The following is a 17,168-nucleotide window of genomic DNA, read 5'->3' as shown; positions in this document are numbered from 1 at the left end:
ATGAATATTGATCTGATCCCCACCTCGAGATCCCGCCGGCTGGGCGGCGCCGCCCTTGCCACGACCCTCGCCGTCGCGCTCAGCGCCTGCGGCGGCGCGAAAGTGGGCGAGGCCGACAGCGCCACCTCGGCGAAGGCGGCCAACTGCGGAGCCTTCAATCTCGCCGTCAACCCGTGGGTCGGGTACGAGGCCGACGCCGCGGTCGTCGCCTACGTCGCGAAGCGGGACCTCGGCTGCACGGTGACCAAGAAGGACCTCAAGGAGGAGGTCTCCTGGCAGGGCTTCGGCACCGGCGAGGTGGACGCGGTCCTGGAGAACTGGGGCCACGACGACCTGAAGAAGAAGTACATCGACGAGCAGAAGACCGCGGTGGACGCCGGCCCGACCGGCAACAAGGGAATCATCGGCTGGTACGTCCCGCCGTGGATGGCCACGCAGTACCCCGACATCACCGACTGGAAGAACCTCAACAAGTACGCGTCGATGTTCAAGACCTCGGAATCCGGCGGCAAGGGCCAGTTGCTCGACGGCGATCCGTCCTACGTGACCAACGACGAGGCCCTGGTCAAGAACCTCAAGCTCGACTTCAAAGTGGTCAACGGCGGCAGCGAGACCGCGCTGCTCCAGGCGTTCCGCCAGGCCGAGGCGAAGAAGACCCCGCTGCTGGCCTACTTCTACGACCCGCAGTGGTTCTTCTCCGAGATGAAGCTGGTCAAGGTCAACCTGCCTCCGTACACCGCGGGCTGCGACGCGGTCCCCGCGAAGGTCGCCTGCGACTACCCGCCGTACGACCTCGACAAGATCGTGAGCAAGAAGTTCGCCGACGCCAACGGCCCGGCCTACAAGCTCGTCAAGGCGTTCAACTGGACCAACGACGACCAGAACACGGTCGCCCAGTACATCGCCAAGGACAAGATGAGCGACGAGGACGCGGCCAAGAAGTGGGTCGACGCCAACCCGGACAAGGTCAAGGCGTGGCTGGCGCAGAGCTGACCGGGCGGCTCTGGCGCAACCCCGAGCCCCGCCGCCGCTACGACGTGGTGATCGTCGGCGGCGGCGGGCACGGCCTGGCGACCGCCTACTACCTCGCGAAGAACCACGGGATCACCGACGTGGCCGTGCTGGAGCGTGGCTGGCTGGCCGGCGGCAACATGGCCCGCAACACCACGATCATCCGGTCCAACTACCTGTGGGACGAGAGCGCGGGCATCTACGAGCACGCGCTCAAGCTCTGGGAGGGCCTCGAGGAGGAGCTCGACTACGAGATCCTGTTCAGCCAGCGCGGCGTGCTCAACCTCGCGCACAGCCCGCAGGACGTCCGGGACAGCGTGCGCCGGGTGCACGCCAACCGGCTCAACGGCATCGACGCGGAATGGCTGGATCCCGGGCAGGTCAAGGAGGTCTGCCCGATCGTCAACATCTCGCCGGACGTGCGCTACCCGGTGCTCGGCGCCACGTACCAGCCCCGGGCGGGCATCGCCAAGCACGACTATGTCGCCTGGGGCTTCGCGCGGGCCGCCGACGCGCTCGGCGTCGACCTGATCCAGCACTGCGAGGTGACCGGCCTGGAAGTCACTCACGGCCGGGTCACCGGCGTACGCACCACGCGGGGCACCATCGGGGCCGGCCGGGTCGCGCTCAGCGCGGCCGGCCACACCTCGGTGGTGGCCGCCATGGCCGGCATCCCCCTGCCGTTGCAGAGCCACCCGCTGCAGGCGCTGGTCTCCGAGTTGCTCGAACCGGTGCACCCGACGGTGGTCATGTCGAACGCCGTGCACGTCTACGTCAGCCAGGCGCACAAGGGCGAGCTGGTGATGGGCGCCGGCATCGACAGCTACAACGGATACGGGCAGCGCGGCGCCTTCCACATCATCGAGCGGCAGATGTCGGCGGCCGTGGAGCTGTTCCCGGTCTTCGCCCGCGCCCACCTGCTGCGGACGTGGGGCGGCATCGTGGACGTCACCCCGGACGCGTCCCCCATCGTCGGCCTGACCCCGGTCGACGGGCTGTATCTCAACTGCGGCTGGGGCACCGGTGGTTTCAAGGCCACGCCCGGCGTCGGCTGGTGCTACGCGCACACGGTCGCGCACGGCGAGCCGCACCCGCTGACCGCCCCCTTCAGCCTCGACCGGTTCACCACCGGCGCGCTCGTCGACGAACACGGCGCCGCCGCCGTCGCACACTGAGGAATTGCCACGATGATGCTCATCCCCTGTCCCTGGTGCGGTCCCCGCGACGAGTCCGAGTTCGGCTACGGCGGGCAGGCCGGCGTGGCCTATCCCGCCGACCCTGGCGCGCTCTCCGACGCCGAGTGGGCCCGGTACCTGTTCTTCCGCGACAACCCGAAGGGTCCCTTCGCGGAGCGCTGGAGCCACAGTGCCGGCTGCCGCCGCTGGTTCACCCTGGTCCGCGACACCGTGACCAACGAGATCGTGGCCGCATGACGGGCCAGGATTTCCGGACCGACCGGGGCGGGCTCGTCGACCGCAGCCGGCCGTTGCGCTTCCGCTTCGACGGGCGGGACTACACGGGGTACGAGGGCGACACGCTCGCCTCGGCGCTGCTGGCCAACGGCGTGCACCGGACGGGCGCCGGCTTCCGGCTCGGACGGCCGCGGGGCATCTTCTCGGCCGGCGTCGAGGAGCCGAACGCCCTCGTGCAGATCGAGGAGCCGTTCCCGGAGCCGATGCTGCCGGCGACGGTCGTCGAGCTCTACGACGGGCTCGTCGCTCGCGGCCTCGGCGGTCGTGGCCGCCTGGCCGGCGAGCCCGACCCGGCCCGCTACGACGCAATGCACGCGCACTGCGACGTCCTCGTCGTCGGCGCCGGCCCGGCCGGGCTCGCCGCGGCTGCGGCGGCCGCGGCCACCGGGGCCCGCACGATCGTCGTCGACGATCAGCCCCGGCCGGGCGGCAGCCTCCTGGGCACCGGCTCGCCCGCCCCGGAGGTCGACCCCGGGGTACACCTGCTGACGCGGACGACCGCCTTCGGCTACTACGACGACAACTACGTCGTCGCCGTCGAGCGGCGCACCAACCACCTCGGCGGGCGGGCACCGGCGCATCTGTCCCGGGAGCGGATCTGGCGCATCCGCGCGCGGCACGTCGTGCTCGCCACCGGCGCGCACGAGCGTTCGCTGGCATTCGCCGACAACGACCGGCCCGGCGTCATGCTGGCCGGGGCCGCCCGCACCTACGTCAACCGGTACGGCGTCCGGCCCGGCCGGCGAGCCGTGGTGATGACCACCAACGACAGCGCCTACGCCGCCGCGCTCGACCTGCACACCGCCGGGGTCGACATCGCGGCGGTCGCCGACCTGCGGCCCGGTGGCAGCCCGCCGTGGGCCCAGCGCTGCGCCGAGCGCGGGATCGAGGTCCTCGACGGTCATGCCGTCGCCCGCGTGGCCGGGGAGGACCGGGTCTCCGCGGCGACGCTGCGCCGCCTCGAGGACGGGACCTTCACCGGGCCGGCCCGGGACCTGGACGCGGATCTCCTGCTCGTCTCCGGCGGCTGGAACCCGGTCGGCGCCCTCTACAGCCAGGCCGGCGGAAGGCTCGCCTACGACCCGGAGCTGGGCGCCTTCCGTCCGGACGGGGGTTGCCGGCAGGCCGTCACGATCGCCGGGGCGCTGGCCGGGACGCATACGCCGGGTATCACCGTCTGGACGTTGCCGGGCGGCGACCCCGCCACGGCTTTTGTGGATCTGCAGCGCGACGTGACCGTCGCCGACCTGGAGCGGGCCACCGGCACCGGCATGCGCTCGGTCGAGCACGTCAAGCGGTACACCACCGCGGGCACCGCGCACGACCAGGGCAAGACGTCCGGCACGCTCACCAGCGGCGTGGTCGCGGGGCTGCTCGCCGTCGACGTCGGGGAGCTGGGCACGACGACGTTCCGCCCGCCGTACGCGCCGGTCAGCTTCGCCGCCCTCGCTGGCCGCGACCGCGGCATGCGCTACGACCCGGTCCGGGTGACGGCCCTGCACGAATGGCACGAGGCGCACGGGGCGCCGTTCGAGAACGTCGGCCAGTGGAAGCGGCCCTGGTTCTATCCGCGCGACGGCGAGGACATGATCACGGCGGTGCTGCGCGAGTGCCGGGCCGCCCGGACCGGCGTCGCGATGATGGACGCCTCCACCCTCGGCAAGATCGAAGTGGCCGGGCCGGACGCGGCCGTGCTGCTCGACCTGCTGTACACGAACATGATGAGCACGCTCAAGGTCGGCTCGGTCCGGTACGGCGTGATGTGCCGCCCGGACGGGATGGTGTTCGACGACGGCACGGTCAGCCGGCTCGCCGAGGACCGTTTCCTGGTGACCACGACGACCGGCAACGCCGCCGCGGTGCTGGACTGGATGGAGGAGTGGCTGCAGACCGAGTGGCCGCACCTGCGCGTGCACTGCACCTCGGTGACCGAGCAGTGGGCCACGATCGCGGTGGTCGGGCCGCGGTCGCGGGACGTGCTCGCCGCGCTCGCCCCCGGCCTCGACGTCAGCCGCGACGGCTTCGGGTTCATGACGTGGCGCGACACCGACATCGCCGGCATCCCCGGCCGGGCCTGCCGGATCAGCTTCTCCGGCGAGCTGGCCTACGAGCTCAACGTGAGCTGGTGGGACGCGGTGGCGCTGTGGGAGGCGGTGCTCGCCGCCGGCGCCGCGCACGGCATCACGCCGTACGGCACGGAGACCATGCACGTGCTCCGGGCCGAGAAGGGGTACCCGATCATCGGTCAGGACACCGACGGCACGGTCACCCCGCACGACCTCGGCCTGGGCTGGGCGGTCTCGAAGAAGAAGGCCGACTTCATCGGCAAGCGCTCGTTCACCCGCGCCGACACCAGTCGCACCGACCGCAAGCAGCTGGTCGGCCTGCTCCCGGACGACGGCCGGACCCTGCTGCCCGAGGGCGCTCACCTGGTGGCGACGCCGGCCCTGCCCGAACCCCCGGTGCCGGCCCTGGGCCACGTCACGTCCGCCTATCACAGCGCGGCGCTGGGACGCACGTTCGCGCTCGCCCTGATCCGGGGCGGCCGGGATCGGATCGGGCAGCGGGTCTTCGCGCCGCTCGGGAACGAGCTGGTGCCGGTGACGATCACCAGTTCCGTCCTCTACGACCCCGAAGGGGCACGGCGCGATGGCTGAGCGAAACACCCGGCGCTCCCCGCTGGCCGGCGCCGCGGACCGGCTCGCCCGGGTGACCGGCGCGGCCGGCGGCGCGATCGCGATGGCCGAGGTTCCGTTCCTCACCCAGCTCGATCTCCGGCTGGACCCGGACGGCCCGGCCGCGGCGACGGCCGGCAAGGAGCTCGGCCTCGCCCTGCCCACCCAGGCGTGCACGAGCTCCCGGTCCGGCGACATCGACGTCCTCTGGCTCGGCCCGGACGAGTGGCTCGTCGTCGGCCCGCCCGGCGCCGCGGAACGGCTGACCGGGCAGCTGCGATCCGCGGCCGGTTCCGGGCACGCGTCCGTGGTGGACGTCTCCGCGCAGCGCACCACCCTGTTCCTCAGCGGTCCCCGCGTTCGTGACCTGCTGGCCCTCGGGTGCGCCGTCGACCTGCATCCGCGCGTGTTCGGGACCGGCGACTGCGTCCAGACCGTGCTGGCCCACGTGCCGGTGGTGCTGCTGCGGCGCGACCCGGGCGATGCCGCCGAACCGGCGTTCTGGGTGCTCGTACGCGCGTCCTTCGCGGCCCATCTGGTCGACTGGCTCGTGGACGCGAGCGTCGAGTACACCGGGTGAGGCGCGGCGCTCCCGGTCGTCAGGGCGCCGCGGCCCCGCCCGCGCTACACCCGGCCCTGCTCGTTGAGCCGCGCCCAGCGCCCCGCCAGCTGCCGCCGCCGGCAGGCGACGAGGTGGCTGGCCAGGATCGCCGGCTGTCCCCCGCGCACGCACGCGTCGGCCCCGGCGGTCAGCACCGCGGCCACCGCCTCGGCCGGTGCGGTGTCGTCGACCAGCGCCACCAGCTGCGTGCGCCCCGGCAGCAGCCGTCGCGCGAGCGCGACGTCGCGCACCGCCGGCCCCGAGAACAGCAGCAGCTCATCGGGGCTGACGTCATCGAGGTCGTCGGCGTAGCGCACCGACCACCCCGATGGCAGATGGCCCGCGAGGCCGGTCACCCGCCCGCGCGGGCCGAGCACCGCGACGACCGGGCTCGGGCCGGTGCTCGCGGGCAGCATCGCCGGATTCAGCGGCAGGTCGGTCGCGGTGGCGCTGAAATCGCGGGCACCATTGTTGCGGTTGAGCTGCACAAGCATGGCGCGTCCTCCGGTACTGAATGGTTTCCGGTTCCCCTTCACCATTCGCCGACAGTCTTGGTCGCCCATGTGCCCCGCCTGTGCGTTTCATGTATGCCGATGATCTTGCGACCGGTTCAGGCGCTCTCCCGGCGCACGAGCCGGATCAGATCGGAGCTCGGCACGTCCGGGCCGGGCTTTCCCGAGATCGCGGCGACCACGCTGGCCGACAGGTAGGAGGCCATCGCGACCTGGTCGGTGGTCACCGTGGTCAGCGCGGGCGCGGCCAGCCGCGCGGGCGGGATGTCGTCGACCCCGATCACGGCGAGGTCGGCGGGGGCGACAAGACCCCTTTTCCGTACGCCGGCCAGCACCGCCAACGCGACCTCGTCGTTGTAGGCGCACACGCCCGTGACGCCGGCCGCGTGCCATCGGCGTACGCAATCTGCGGCTTTGTCGGGATCAAGCGCGACCGTCTCGATCGCCGGGCCAGGCAGTTGCTTCCCCTGAAGCTCGTCGCGCACGCCGGCCAGCCGCGGCTCGGCGAAGAACCGCAGCCGCTCGTCGTCGGGGTAGGCGTAGCCGATCCTCGCGTGCCCAGTGGCCGCGAGATGAGCAGCCTGCCGGCGCCCCACCAGTTGCTGCGGCACCTCCAGCTCGCGCCGCCCGCGCTGCGACCCCCGGCCGAACAGCGCCACCACCAGCGCGACCCCGGCCGCGTGCATCGCGGCGACCTCCCCCTCGGAGAAGTCGGCGAACGCGATCACGGCGGCCGGGGTGATCGCCTTCCAGATCTCGGTGATCGGCCGGTCCTCGCGGTTGCCCGGGTGCGCCACCAGCGTCAGCCCGTGCCGCGCCAGGGCCGTGGACAGATTGCCGAGCATCGAGCCGACCTCGGGCCCGATCGGCCAGTCCGGCAGCAGGCACAGCACCACCTCGGAGCGGCCCGTGCGCAGCGTGCGGGCGGCGGCGCTCGGCGCGTAGCCCAGACGGGCCGCGGCGTCGAGCACCCGCCCGCGGGTGTCGGCCGAGATGGTCTGCCCGGGCGTCTCGTTGAGCACGTAGCTGACCGTCGCCCGGGAGACGCCGGCCAGGCGCGCGACGTCGGCGCTGGTGATCCGGCGACGGTTGCGATCGGTCATGGTGACAAGCTTACTTACACGTGTAACCATGATGCCATGGCCACCGACCTCGCCGCGCTCATCACGTCGCTGGATCTGCCCGCCAAGGTGCGGCTGCTCACCGGCGCCTCCGCCTTCACGCTGCACCCCGCCGCCGAGATCGGCCTGGGCGAGCTGCGCTTCTCCGACGGCCCCACCGGCGTACGCGGGCTGAAGTTCTCCGGCGGCCGCGTCGTGTCGCTGTTCCCCAACGCGACACTGCTCGCCTCCTCCTGGGACGAAACCGTTCTGCACGAGGTCGGCGTCCTGCTCGCCGAGGAGGCCATGGCGCAGGAGATCCACGTGGTGCTCGGCCCGACCATCAACCTGCACCGCAGCGCGCTGGGCGGGCGCCTGTTCGAGGCGTACTCCGAGGACCCGCTGCTCACCGGCAGGCTCGCGGCGGCCTACGTGCGCGGCATGCAGGACAACGGGATCGCCGCCTGCCTCAAGCACCTGGTGGCCAACGAGTCCGAGACCGACCGCAACACGGTCGACAGCGTCGTCGACGAGGCCACGCTGCGCGAGCTCTACCTGCTGCCCTTCGAGATCGCCGCGGACGCCTGGTCGATCATGGCCGCCTACAACGACGTCAACGGCCTCCCCGCCACCGAGCAGCACCACGTGATCAACGAGGTCGTGAAGGACGCCTGGGGCTACACCGGCCTGGTCATGTCCGACTGGTTCGCGACCAAGAGCGCCGCGCCCGCGGCCAACGGCGGCCTCGACCTGGTGATGCCCGGCCCGTCCGGCCCGTGGGGCGACGCCCTGGTCGCCGACGTCCGGGCCGGCCTCGTCGACGAGTCGGTCATCGACGACCACCTCCATCGACTGCTGCTGTTGGCGCAGCGGGTGGGCGCGCTGGGCGACGAGCGTTCCTGGCCGTCGCCACTCCCGCTTCCCGATTCGCCCGTACGGCGTGAGCAGCTGACCCGCCTCGCCGCGACCGGGATGACCGTCCTGCGCAATGAGGGCGACGTGCTGCCGCTGGCCCGGTCCGCGCGGGTGGCCCTGATCGGCCGGCACGCCGTCGAGACCATCGACATGGGCGGCGGCTCCGCCCAGGTCAACCCGCCGTATCAGGTCTCGGTCGCGACCGGCCTCACCGAGCAGCTCGGCGCCCGGGTCACGGTCGTGGACGGCGTCGACGTCCGCACCCGCCCCGTGCCCGCCCGCGACGGCTTCCTGACCGACCCGCTCACCGGCGCCGACGGCATCCGCGTCACCCTGCTCGACGCCGGCGGCTCGGTGCTCGAGGAGCGTTTCTGCCCCCAGTCCAAGACCATGGTCGGGATGGACGACGACTTCCCCGGGACCGTCGCGTCCGCCCGCCTCGCCGGTCGCGTGGGCGTCACCGGCTCGGTCGAGCTCGGCGTCCTCGGCGTGGGCGAGTGGACCGTCACGGCCCCCTCGGCCCAGTCGTACTCGCTGGAGAGCAGCGGAAACGGTTTCGGCGAAGAGGTGCTCACGCCCCCGCTCCAGACGGCAACCTTCACCGTCGCGGCGGGCGACCTGTTCTCGGCCACCGTCCGCCTGACCACCGCGATGGGCCTTTTCGGACTCATCGCTTTTCACACCCCACGCTCCACGGTCGACGTCATCGACGATGCCGTCCGCGCCGCCGCCGGCGCCGACGTGGCGGTTGTCGTGGTCGGCCTCACCGAGGAGCAGGAGACCGAGTCGGTCGACAAGTCCACGCTGCGCCTGCCCGGCGCCCAGGACGCCCTCGTCGAGGCCGTGGCCGGCGCCGCCCGCCGCACCGTGGTCGTCGTCAACGCCGCCACGCCCGTCCTCATGCCGTGGCTGGCGCGCGTCGACGCCGTCCTGTGGGCCGGCCTGCCCGGCCAGGAAGGCGGCCACGCGGTGGCGGCGGCCCTGCTCGGCGACATCGAGCCGGCCGGCCGGCTCGTGACCACGTTTCCCGCCGCCGACGCGGCCGCCCCGGCCTGGTCGGTCACCCCGGTCGGAGGCAAGCTCCCCTACGCGGAAGGCACCTTCATCGGCTACCGCGGCCACTTCGCCGGCCGGGCCCCCGAGCCGGCCTTCTGGCTCGGTCACGGGCTCGGGTACGGCAGGTGGGAGTACTCCGACGTCCGCCTGGTCACCGGCGACGCCCTAACCGTGACCGCCACCGTCAAGAACGTCGGCGGGCGGACCAGCCGGGAGGTGGTGCAGGTCTACCTGCGGCCGGTGGAGAAGGACGAGCCCGTGCGCCTGGTCGGCTGGACATCGGTGACCGTGGCGCCCGGCGAGTCGGCCCAGGTGACCGTCCCGACCGACCCCCGCCTGTGGCGCAAGTGGGACACGGCCACGTCGTCGTGGGCTCGCCTGGCCGACGGTGGTGAGCTCCTGGTGGCCCGGGGCCTGGGCGACATCCGCGCCGTCGTCTCCTGATCCGTTCCGGGTCGCTACCGAGCGCCGAGATCGTAGGTCTTGACGGACTGGTCGCGGTAGGTGTCGACCATGCGCCGGCTGTACGACCCGGTCGACTGACGCAGGTTGATGCTCATCACCCGGCGTTCGTTGCAGCATTCGCAGGTGACCCGGAGAATCGCCTGACGCCGGTAGTAGAGGGGTGCGACCTCGACCCGCCGGTGGACCACGCCCTGGGCGAGATCGGCCTCGGAGAGGCTGACGCTCTCCTCGCCCGCCTGCTCGGTCCGGTTCAGCTGCCGACTGTTGTCGCGTTCCCGCAGGGAATCGCTCAGGCGGGCGCTGACCTCCTTCACCACCGACCCGCTCAGACCGAGTCGTGACTCCAGCTGGGCGATGCTCTCCTGTTCCAGACTCACTTCGTTCTCGGCGACCACCGTGGTCACGTGCCGGAGCGTCTTTCCCGCCTCGATGTCGGAGACGATGGCGTAGTCCTCGTCGAGGCACTCGGGACTCGGGTTGTCCGGCTCGATGCCGAGCAGCTCGACGACCTGGCCCGGGGACGAGAAGATCGACCGGCGACGCCGGACGTACCGGCCGACGAATCTGGCGTTCCGTTCGTATTCGCGCTCGGCCTCGTCCAGATACATGATGCGCTGGTTCTGGATCTCCTGCGCCAGCTCCTCCGCGCTGCACCCGCGGTCGAGATAGGCCATCCCGAGGGCGTTCAACTCGACCAGATCCGCCTTGTCCGACTGCCCGCTGATGATGATCCCACGGACCCGGTGATCGATCTTCCGGATCTCCGCGAAGACTTTCGTGCCGTCCATCGGCAGCGTCGGCTGCAGCCGCTGGTCGAGCACGGCGACCTTCACGCCGCCGCTCTTCACGACGGCCAGGGCGCGATCCAGGCTGTCGGTCACTTCGTAGGTCAGGTTGGTACGGAGCCCGACCAGCCGTGCCAGGGCCTTCATCGGCTCCAGGTGATCGTCGACCAGCAGCACCTCGATCATGCTTGCCCCCTCGTGTCGGGCAGGCGCACCACGACCAGCGCCCGGCCGTCCTCCAGGCCGATGTCGACCCGTCCGCCGCGATGCATGTCCGCCAGCCGCTCGGCGACCTTCAGCCCGAGCCCCGGACCGGGATGCTTGGTCGATAGGCCAGGGGGCGGCAGCTCGGCGTCCGGCGGCACCGCGTTCGTGACCCGCAGCGTCGTGTATCCCGGCTCGGGCTGATACTCCGCGGTGATCTCGCCGGCGGGCTCGCTCGCCTCGACCGCGTTCTCGATCAAGGGCATCAACAGCGCGGCCAGGTACGTGTTCTGGTAGCCGGCGACCACCTCCGGAACGCCGAGCATGGTCAGCTTCGTGCCGCGCTGACACGCCGCCTCGGCGACCGAATGCAGGGTTCTGATCGTCTCCGGAAGCGGGGATTCGCGAAGTCGCTCGGTACGCCGGGCCACGTCTACCACCTGCCCGAAGACCGACAGGAACACATCACAGGTATCGACGAATCTGCCGATCTGGCCGCATTGGTCGCGCAGCGATGCGTCGTCCGGGTGGGTCAACTCGATCGCTTCGGTCTCGTAGCGGACGGCATGCAGGGGCGTCCGCAGGGTGTGGGTCAGCTCTTGCACGATGTTGCTGTCGGTCAGCTCCGGTGCGGGCTCCGGCCGCGCCACCTCCGCGGTGGCCGTGCCCGCGACCTCCGGCGGCGTTGCGGGCGGCGGCTGGAGCGCCTTGATGGCATCGATCAGGGCGACCATGGTTTCCCGGTGCTGCAGGTCGCTGCGGCGCCACGCCTCGGTCGCCTGCTCCGAGATCAATTGCTGGTTGCGACCCTGCCGGTACTGCACGGCGACGACCGCCAGACCGGCAACCATCACGGTGGTGACCGCAATCAAGGTCGCGTCCACGTGCCGCCCCCATTGTTCGTACCGCCGAGGAGATGCAGCCTACCGGGGAAGCAGGGCCCCGCCGCTCTGTCCATGTCGTCCCTCCGACGCGACCGGAATCAACCGAAACTGAAGAGGCGGGGCACGGCCGGCAGCCGGACCGGATCACCGCCGGATCGCCGGCACACGCCGACCCGGAACCGGGCGTCGTCCGGGGCGACGAACGCGAGCTCGGTGAATCCCTCCGCGCGGAACCGGGCACGAACCTCCACACTCGGATCCGCGCCCTCGTCGCCGCGGCCGCGGGTCCAGATCACGATGGCGCCCGGGTTGGTGAGCGCCGGCAGCGCCGCGACCGTACGGCTCATGTCGGCCTCCGCGACGTTGCCGAAGACGCCGCAGGCCAGCAGCACGTCGACCGGCTCGACGTCCGCATACGTCGCGGTCGCGCCGGCGTCGGCGGTGCGCACCTCGACGAGCGGCAGGTCCAGGCCGGCCGCCGCCGCGCGGGCGCGATCCGCCAGCTCGGCGTCCAGCTCGGCCAGCAGGGCGCGTACCGACCGGCCGCCGGGCTCCGACGCCAGCATCGGCAACACGTCGCGCCCATCCCCCGCGCAGATGCTGAGCAGGCTCTTGGGCCCCTCGGCCAGCGCGCCGCCCAGCTGCTCCCGCACCACCGCCAGCCGCCGGCTCAGCGAGGAGCCCGGCGCCTCGTAGTCCTCGTGCCATCGAACCCAGTCCTTTACCATCCGGCCAGTCAACCGGATCTCAGGCATCGGTGGTGTCCTCCAGCAGCGCGGCGGCGCGGAGCTCGGCGTGGACGCCGGCGGCCGCGCGCCGGTCCGACTCGGACACCGGCTGCACCCGGGCCCACGCACGGATGGCCGCGAGGACGTTCGTCGCGTGCGGCGCCCGCGGATATCGCCGGATCGGCGGCGGCACGGCCGTTTTCGCAGGCCCACGCGTCGCCTCCCCGAGCTCGCCCCGCTGATGATCATGCGAAGCTAACTCGCGGGTAGCGTCCCGCAGGTCGGCTGTCCCGTCGCTCCCCGCTGTCCGATGGTTGGGATGTCGATCATCTGTTTGTGCAGCTAGGACGGTGGTCGTTGCTCTCGGGCGTGTGCCGCGCGCATCAGTGGCAGCACGTTGAGGGGCGTCAGGTAGGGCTGCAGGCGCCGCACGTACGCGGCATGCGCCAGCACCGTGGCCCGCAGCTCGGTCAGCGTGCGGGCGCCGCAGCGCACCTTCTCGGGCGCGCCCAGCGCGGCGCCGACCACCAGCGCCGGGAGGTCGGCCGTCAGCCGGACCTCGCCGAGGTCTTTGGCCACACTGGTCGTCACCGACCGCGCCGCCGAGTCGAAGAGGATCTGATAGCTCAGGCCGGAGCCGGAGTAGTTGACCAGGAAGCCGCCGCCGGACGGCCTCGACAGGCCGTACTCGGAGACCAGGAAGTGGAATGCTCTCTCCACCTCGGTCTCGAACGACTTCGCCACCGACACGCCCACGCCGACCCCCGATCCGACGGAAGCCTCCCGGACGCCGCCCGGCGACCGGATTAGATCGACAAAAGCAGATGCGCTTCCCGTACGCAACGGGGCAGGCGCAACGATCTTGATGTGGTGGAGCGCACGGCCCGCATAACGGCCCGCGGGGCGGGGCGGCGGGGTACAAAGAAAGGCATGGGTGAGATCGTCCTGATCCGGCACGGGCAGACGGAGTGGAGCGCGGCGGGCCGTCACACGTCGTACACCGATCTCGACCTGACCGGCGAGGGCGAGCGCCAGGCGCGCGTGGCCGGGGAACGCCTCTTCGGCCGTACGTTCGTGGCCGTGATCTCCAGCCCGCGCAAGCGGGCCCTGCGCACCGCCGAGCTGGCCGGCCTCACGGTCACCGAGACCACCGATGACCTCGCGGAATGGAACTACGGCGAGTACGAGGGCATCACGTCGGCGACGATCCGCGAGTCCGACCCCGGCTGGTCGCTGTGGACCGACGGCGCGCCCGGTGGCGAGACGCCCGAGCAGATCACCGTCCGTATCGATCGGGTGCTGGCCCGCGCCCTCGCGCTCACCGCACTGGGCGACGTCGCGCTGATCGCGCACGGGCATTCGCTGCGGGTGGCCGGCGCGCGCTGGATCGGCCTGCCGGCGAGCGGCGGCGGCCGGCTCATGCTCGGCACCGCGACCCTGTCGGTGCTGGGCTTCGAGCACGGCGAGCAGGCCATCGGCTCCTGGAACGCCTGAGGCCCTGAGTCGCCGCCCCACCCCGGGTGCATCATGATCTAGCTATGACGAGAAGCGCGCGCTGGCTGGCCCTGCTGGTGGCCGGGGCGTTCTTCATGGAGATCCTCGACGCCACCGTCATCTCGCCGGCCGCCCCGCACATCGCCGAGGACCTGGGGATCGCCCCCGTCACGGTCAACGTGGCGATCACCGCGTACGTCCTGACGCTGGCCGTCCTGATCCCGATCAGCGGCTGGCTCACCGACCGTTTCGGCGCCCGTCGCGTCTTCACGGTGGCGATCGCCGTGTTCACGCTGGCCTCGGCCGGCTGCGCGGCCGCCACCACCCTGCCCATGCTGGTGGCGACCCGCATCCTGCAGGGCGTGGGCGGCGCCATGATGGTCCCGGTGGGCCGCCTCGTGGTGATCCGCACGACGGAGAAGACCGACTTGGTACGGGCCATCGCCTACCTGACGTGGCCGGCGCTGGTGGCGCCGCTGATCGCCCCCGCGCTGGGCGGCGTGCTGAGCACGTACGCGTCATGGCGCTGGATCTTCCTGATCAACGTTCCGCTCGGCGTGGTCGCGCTGCTGCTGGCCCGGCGACTGGTGCCCGACGTGCGCGCCGACCGGCCCGGCCGCCTGGATGTGCGCGGCTTTCTGCTGGCGGCGTGCGGCATCGCGGCTCTGGTCTTCGGTCTGGAGGGGGTGGCGTCGTCGCACCCGGCCTGGGGCCTGGCGAGCGGCGCGCTGGTGGTGGCCGCCGCGGCCCTGACCCTCACGGTCGTGCACCTGCGGCGCGTCCCGGGCCCGCTGGTCGACCTGCGGATCCTGTCGCTGCGCACCTACCGGGTGACGGCGTTCGGCGGGTCGGTGTTCCGCGCCGTGATCACCGCGATCCCGTTCCTGCTCCCGCTCTTCTTCCAGCTGGGCTTCGGCTGGACCGCCGCGCACGCCGGCCTGGTGGTGATCGCCCTGTTCGCCGGCAACGTGGGCATCAAACCCGTCACGACACCGCTGATGCGCCGCTTCGGCATGCGCCCGGTGATGCTGGGCTCGGTGCTGGCGTCGGCGGTGTGCCTGGTGGCGATGGCCTTCCTGACCCCGGCCACTCCCCTGGTGCTGATGCTGGCCCTGCTGGCGCTGAGCGGCATCTTCCGCTCGATCGGTTTCACGACCTACAACACCGTGGCCTTCGCCGACGTCCCCGCGCCCCGGATGACCAGCGCCAACACCCTGATGTCCACGCTGCAGGAGCTGGGCGGCGGCCTGGGCGTGGCCGCGGGCGCCCTGCTGGTGCGCCTGGGCGCGGGCGTGGGCGCGGACGGTGACGGCGCCTACCGTTTCGCTTTCGTCCTGCTGGCGGTGGTGCTGCTGATTCCGGCCCTGGAGGCGTTCATGCTGCCCCGGACGGCGGGCAACGTGGTGGCCGGCCGCACGGACGGCTGAAAAAGACCGGCGGCCCGGGCATTGCCGGACCGCCGGTCGCTTGACGCGAGGCGTACGTCAGAGGGGTTTCAGAAGGTCCTCGAAGTTGACGTTGAGAGCGAAGGGGTCGGCCACCGAGACCGGATCGCGCCGCTCCAGCTCGCGGGCCAGCTCGCTGCTCGCGCGGTCGATGCGCGACCGCAGCGTGCCCTCGGCCGAGTCGGCGCCCCAGTCGTCGGTGGCGGCGAAGACCGCCGTGGGAACGACCACCGCGCGCAGGTAGACGAACAGCGGCCGCAGCGCGTGCTCCAGCGCCAGCGAGTGCCGTGCGGTGCCGGCCGTGGCCGCGATGACCACCGGCTTGTCGACGAGGGCGTCCTTGTCGATCACGTCGATGAAGGACTTGAACAGTCCGCTGTAGCTGGCCGCGAAGATCGGTGTGACCGCGATCAGAGCGTCGGCCGCCTCGACGGCGTCGATGGCCTCTTTGAGCGCCGCCGGCGGGAAGCCGGTGAGCAGGTTGTTGGCGATGTCGTGGGCCAGGTCGCGCAACTCGATGACCGTCACGGTCAGCGCGATGTTCTTCTGCCGGGCCGCGCCCACGGCCGCCGCGGACATCTGATCCGCGAGCAGCCGGGTGGACGACGGCTGGCTGAGACCGGCCGAGATGACGACCAGGGACCGCTGGTTCATGCGTCGACCTTCTTCGCGTTCTTGGCGGCCAGCAGGGACTCGTGGGTGGGCGCGTCGGGGACGTGGGCCGGCTTGAGCGCGGCGAACTCCTTGCGCAGGACCGGCACGACCTCGCCGCCGAGCAGGTCGAGCTGCTCGAGGACGGTCTTGACGGGCAGGCCGGCGTGGTCGAGCAGGAAGAGCTGGCGCTGGTAGTCGCCGACGTAGTCGCGGAATCCGAGCGTGCGGTCGATGACCTGCTGCGGGCTGCCGACGGTCAGCGGCGTCTCCCGGGTGAAGTCCTCGAGCGACGGGCCGTGGCCGTAGACGGGGGCGTTGTCGAAGTACGGGCGGAACTCGTCCACCGCGTCCTGGCTGTTCTTGCGCATGAACACCTGACCGCCGAGGCCGACGATGGCCTGGTCGGGGTCGCCGTGGCCGTAGTGGGCGAACCGCTCGCGGTAGAGCGCGATCATCCGCTGGGTGTGCGAGGCCGGCCAGAAGATGTGGTTGGCGAAGAAGCCGTCACCGTAGTAGGCGGCCTGCTCGGCGATCTCGGGGCTGCGGATCGAGCCGTGCCAGACGAACGGCGGGACGTCGTCGAGCGGGCGCGGTGTCGACGTGAAGCTCTGCAGCGGGGTGCGGAACTTGCCCTGCCAGTCGACGACCTGCTCACGCCACAGCTGGTGCAGCAGCGCGTAGTTCTCGATGGCGAGGGGGATGCCCGCGCGGATGTCCTTGCCGAACCACGGGTAGACCGGGCCGGTGTTGCCGCGGCCCATCATGAGGTCGATGCGGCCGCCGGAGAGGTGCTGGAGCATCGCGTAGTCCTCGGCGATCTTCACCGGGTCGTTGGTGGTGATCAGCGTGGTCGCGGTGCTGAGCAGGAGCCTGTCGGTCTGCGCGGCGATGTACGCCAGCGTCGTCGTGGGAGACGACGAGAAGAACGGCTCGTTGTGGTGCTCGCCGAGCGCGAACACGTCGAGGCCGACCTCCTCCGCGTGCTTGGCGATCGTGACGATGTTCTTGATCCGCTCGCCCTCGGTCGGGGTCTGCCCGGTCGTCGGGTCGGTGGTGATGTCGCTGACGCTGAAGATCCCGAACTGCATGACCCGCTCCTGAGCTGCTTGGCGTTGTCCCTACGGCGGCCTCAACGCCTCCGACGGCAGAAGTATTTCAAATCTAAAG

Annotated in this window: 17 protein-coding genes; 8 read left to right on the top strand and 9 right to left on the bottom strand. The window is 71.6% G+C overall.

Annotated elements, in window-relative coordinates:
- The 5 genes from ACIA5D_RS09780 to ACIA5D_RS09760 are packed head-to-tail and all read left to right on the top strand — an operon-like array spanning position 1 to position 5,738.
- Positions 1-993 carry an ABC transporter substrate-binding protein gene (locus tag ACIA5D_RS09780; protein WP_396029453.1) on the top strand — a complete coding sequence of 331 codons (993 nt, stop codon included), beginning with the start codon at positions 1-3 and terminating at the stop codon, positions 991-993.
- Entirely contained in the window at positions 975-2,186 is a 1,212-nt protein-coding gene (locus ACIA5D_RS09775; RefSeq protein ID WP_396029452.1) for a sarcosine oxidase subunit beta family protein, read from the top strand. The genes ACIA5D_RS09780 and ACIA5D_RS09775 overlap by 19 nt, the downstream gene beginning before the upstream one ends.
- Before the next feature lie 12 nt (positions 2,187-2,198).
- Positions 2,199-2,444, top strand: coding sequence for a sarcosine oxidase subunit delta (locus ACIA5D_RS09770; RefSeq protein WP_396029451.1), 246 nt, complete (start codon positions 2,199-2,201; stop codon positions 2,442-2,444).
- Complete coding sequence (locus ACIA5D_RS09765; RefSeq protein ID WP_396029450.1) at positions 2,441-5,140, top strand: 2Fe-2S iron-sulfur cluster-binding protein; 2,700 nt, start codon at positions 2,441-2,443, stop codon at positions 5,138-5,140. Before ACIA5D_RS09770 ends, ACIA5D_RS09765 begins: the two co-directional genes overlap by 4 nt.
- Positions 5,133-5,738, top strand: coding sequence for a sarcosine oxidase subunit gamma (locus ACIA5D_RS09760; RefSeq protein ID WP_396029449.1), 606 nt, complete (start codon positions 5,133-5,135; stop codon positions 5,736-5,738). The genes ACIA5D_RS09765 and ACIA5D_RS09760 overlap by 8 nt, the downstream gene beginning before the upstream one ends.
- A gap of 44 nt (positions 5,739-5,782) precedes the next feature.
- Here ACIA5D_RS09760 and ACIA5D_RS09755 read toward each other — a convergent pair whose 3' ends face one another.
- Both ACIA5D_RS09755 and ACIA5D_RS09750 read right to left on the bottom strand, forming a co-directional pair.
- The gene (locus ACIA5D_RS09755; RefSeq protein WP_396029448.1) at positions 5,783-6,253 is read right to left on the bottom strand and encodes a hypothetical protein; all 471 of its coding nucleotides are present in this window, start codon (positions 6,251-6,253) and stop codon (positions 5,783-5,785) included.
- A 116-nt stretch (positions 6,254-6,369) separates the two neighbouring features.
- Complete coding sequence (locus tag ACIA5D_RS09750) at positions 6,370-7,374, bottom strand: LacI family DNA-binding transcriptional regulator (RefSeq protein ID WP_396029447.1); 1,005 nt, start codon at positions 7,372-7,374, stop codon at positions 6,370-6,372.
- Between the two features lie 36 nt (positions 7,375-7,410).
- On the opposite strand from ACIA5D_RS09750, the gene ACIA5D_RS09745 reads away from it, so the two are divergent.
- A complete protein-coding gene (locus ACIA5D_RS09745) occupies positions 7,411-9,786 on the top strand; it encodes a beta-glucosidase (protein WP_396029446.1) in 2,376 nt (791 codons plus the stop codon).
- A 14-nt stretch (positions 9,787-9,800) separates the two neighbouring features.
- On the opposite strand, the gene ACIA5D_RS09740 is transcribed toward ACIA5D_RS09745, so the two are convergent.
- From ACIA5D_RS09740 to ACIA5D_RS09720, 5 genes are all read right to left on the bottom strand, one after another.
- Positions 9,801-10,778, bottom strand: a complete 978-nt coding sequence (locus tag ACIA5D_RS09740; RefSeq protein WP_396029445.1) for a response regulator — start codon at positions 10,776-10,778, stop codon at positions 9,801-9,803.
- Positions 10,775-11,680, bottom strand: coding sequence for a hypothetical protein (locus ACIA5D_RS09735; RefSeq protein ID WP_396029444.1), 906 nt, complete (start codon positions 11,678-11,680; stop codon positions 10,775-10,777). Before ACIA5D_RS09735 ends, ACIA5D_RS09740 begins: the two co-directional genes overlap by 4 nt.
- Before the next feature lie 98 nt (positions 11,681-11,778).
- Positions 11,779-12,408 carry an SAM-dependent methyltransferase gene (locus tag ACIA5D_RS09730; protein ID WP_396029443.1) on the bottom strand — a complete coding sequence of 210 codons (630 nt, stop codon included), beginning with the start codon at positions 12,406-12,408 and terminating at the stop codon, positions 11,779-11,781.
- Positions 12,409-12,427: 19 nt separating this feature from the next.
- Positions 12,428-12,601 (bottom strand): hypothetical protein, encoded by a 174-nt coding sequence (locus tag ACIA5D_RS09725; RefSeq protein ID WP_396029442.1) that lies wholly within the window; start codon positions 12,599-12,601, stop codon positions 12,428-12,430.
- Positions 12,602-12,750: 149 nt separating this feature from the next.
- On the bottom strand, positions 12,751-13,164 hold the full coding sequence (locus ACIA5D_RS09720; RefSeq protein ID WP_396029441.1) for a hypothetical protein: 414 nt from the start codon (positions 13,162-13,164) through the stop codon (positions 12,751-12,753).
- A 174-nt stretch (positions 13,165-13,338) separates the two neighbouring features.
- On the opposite strand from ACIA5D_RS09720, the gene ACIA5D_RS09715 reads away from it, so the two are divergent.
- Together ACIA5D_RS09715 and ACIA5D_RS09710 are read left to right on the top strand one after the other, a co-directional pair.
- On the top strand, positions 13,339-13,902 hold the full coding sequence (locus ACIA5D_RS09715; protein ID WP_396029440.1) for a histidine phosphatase family protein: 564 nt from the start codon (positions 13,339-13,341) through the stop codon (positions 13,900-13,902).
- Positions 13,903-13,946: 44 nt separating this feature from the next.
- Positions 13,947-15,329 carry an MFS transporter gene (locus ACIA5D_RS09710; protein ID WP_396029439.1) on the top strand — a complete coding sequence of 461 codons (1,383 nt, stop codon included), beginning with the start codon at positions 13,947-13,949 and terminating at the stop codon, positions 15,327-15,329.
- A 57-nt stretch (positions 15,330-15,386) separates the two neighbouring features.
- Here ACIA5D_RS09710 and ACIA5D_RS09705 read toward each other — a convergent pair whose 3' ends face one another.
- Positions 15,387-16,001 (bottom strand): FMN reductase, encoded by a 615-nt coding sequence (locus tag ACIA5D_RS09705; protein ID WP_396029438.1) that lies wholly within the window; start codon positions 15,999-16,001, stop codon positions 15,387-15,389.
- A complete protein-coding gene (locus ACIA5D_RS09700) occupies positions 15,998-17,089 on the bottom strand; it encodes an LLM class flavin-dependent oxidoreductase (protein ID WP_396029437.1) in 1,092 nt (363 codons plus the stop codon). The genes ACIA5D_RS09705 and ACIA5D_RS09700 overlap by 4 nt, the downstream gene beginning before the upstream one ends.
- Positions 17,090-17,168: the final 79 nt, after the last annotated feature.

The sequence above is a fragment of the Actinoplanes sp. NPDC051513 genome, from assembly GCF_044454685.1.
Taxonomy (GTDB): Bacteria; Actinomycetota; Actinomycetes; order Mycobacteriales; family Micromonosporaceae; genus Actinoplanes.
This window is presented reverse-complemented; position numbering and strand designations above follow the sequence as displayed.

Coding starts and splice junctions, on each gene's coding strand:
- ACIA5D_RS09770 (WP_396029451.1), top strand. CDS start 2,199: ATGATGCTCATCCCCTGTCCCTGGTGCGGTCCCCGCGACGAGTCCGAG.
- ACIA5D_RS09760 (WP_396029449.1), top strand. CDS start 5,133: ATGGCTGAGCGAAACACCCGGCGCTCCCCGCTGGCCGGCGCCGCGGAC.
- ACIA5D_RS09750 (WP_396029447.1), bottom strand. CDS start 7,374: ATGACCGATCGCAACCGTCGCCGGATCACCAGCGCCGACGTCGCGCGC.
- ACIA5D_RS09700 (WP_396029437.1), bottom strand. CDS start 17,089: ATGCAGTTCGGGATCTTCAGCGTCAGCGACATCACCACCGACCCGACG.
- ACIA5D_RS09755 (WP_396029448.1), bottom strand. CDS start 6,253: ATGCTTGTGCAGCTCAACCGCAACAATGGTGCCCGCGATTTCAGCGCC.
- ACIA5D_RS09730 (WP_396029443.1), bottom strand. CDS start 12,408: ATGGTAAAGGACTGGGTTCGATGGCACGAGGACTACGAGGCGCCGGGC.
- ACIA5D_RS09705 (WP_396029438.1), bottom strand. CDS start 16,001: ATGAACCAGCGGTCCCTGGTCGTCATCTCGGCCGGTCTCAGCCAGCCG.
- ACIA5D_RS09765 (WP_396029450.1), top strand. CDS start 2,441: ATGACGGGCCAGGATTTCCGGACCGACCGGGGCGGGCTCGTCGACCGC.
- ACIA5D_RS09780 (WP_396029453.1), top strand. CDS start 1: ATGAATATTGATCTGATCCCCACCTCGAGATCCCGCCGGCTGGGCGGC.
- ACIA5D_RS09740 (WP_396029445.1), bottom strand. CDS start 10,778: ATGATCGAGGTGCTGCTGGTCGACGATCACCTGGAGCCGATGAAGGCC.
- ACIA5D_RS09745 (WP_396029446.1), top strand. CDS start 7,411: ATGGCCACCGACCTCGCCGCGCTCATCACGTCGCTGGATCTGCCCGCC.
- ACIA5D_RS09710 (WP_396029439.1), top strand. CDS start 13,947: ATGACGAGAAGCGCGCGCTGGCTGGCCCTGCTGGTGGCCGGGGCGTTC.
- ACIA5D_RS09715 (WP_396029440.1), top strand. CDS start 13,339: ATGGGTGAGATCGTCCTGATCCGGCACGGGCAGACGGAGTGGAGCGCG.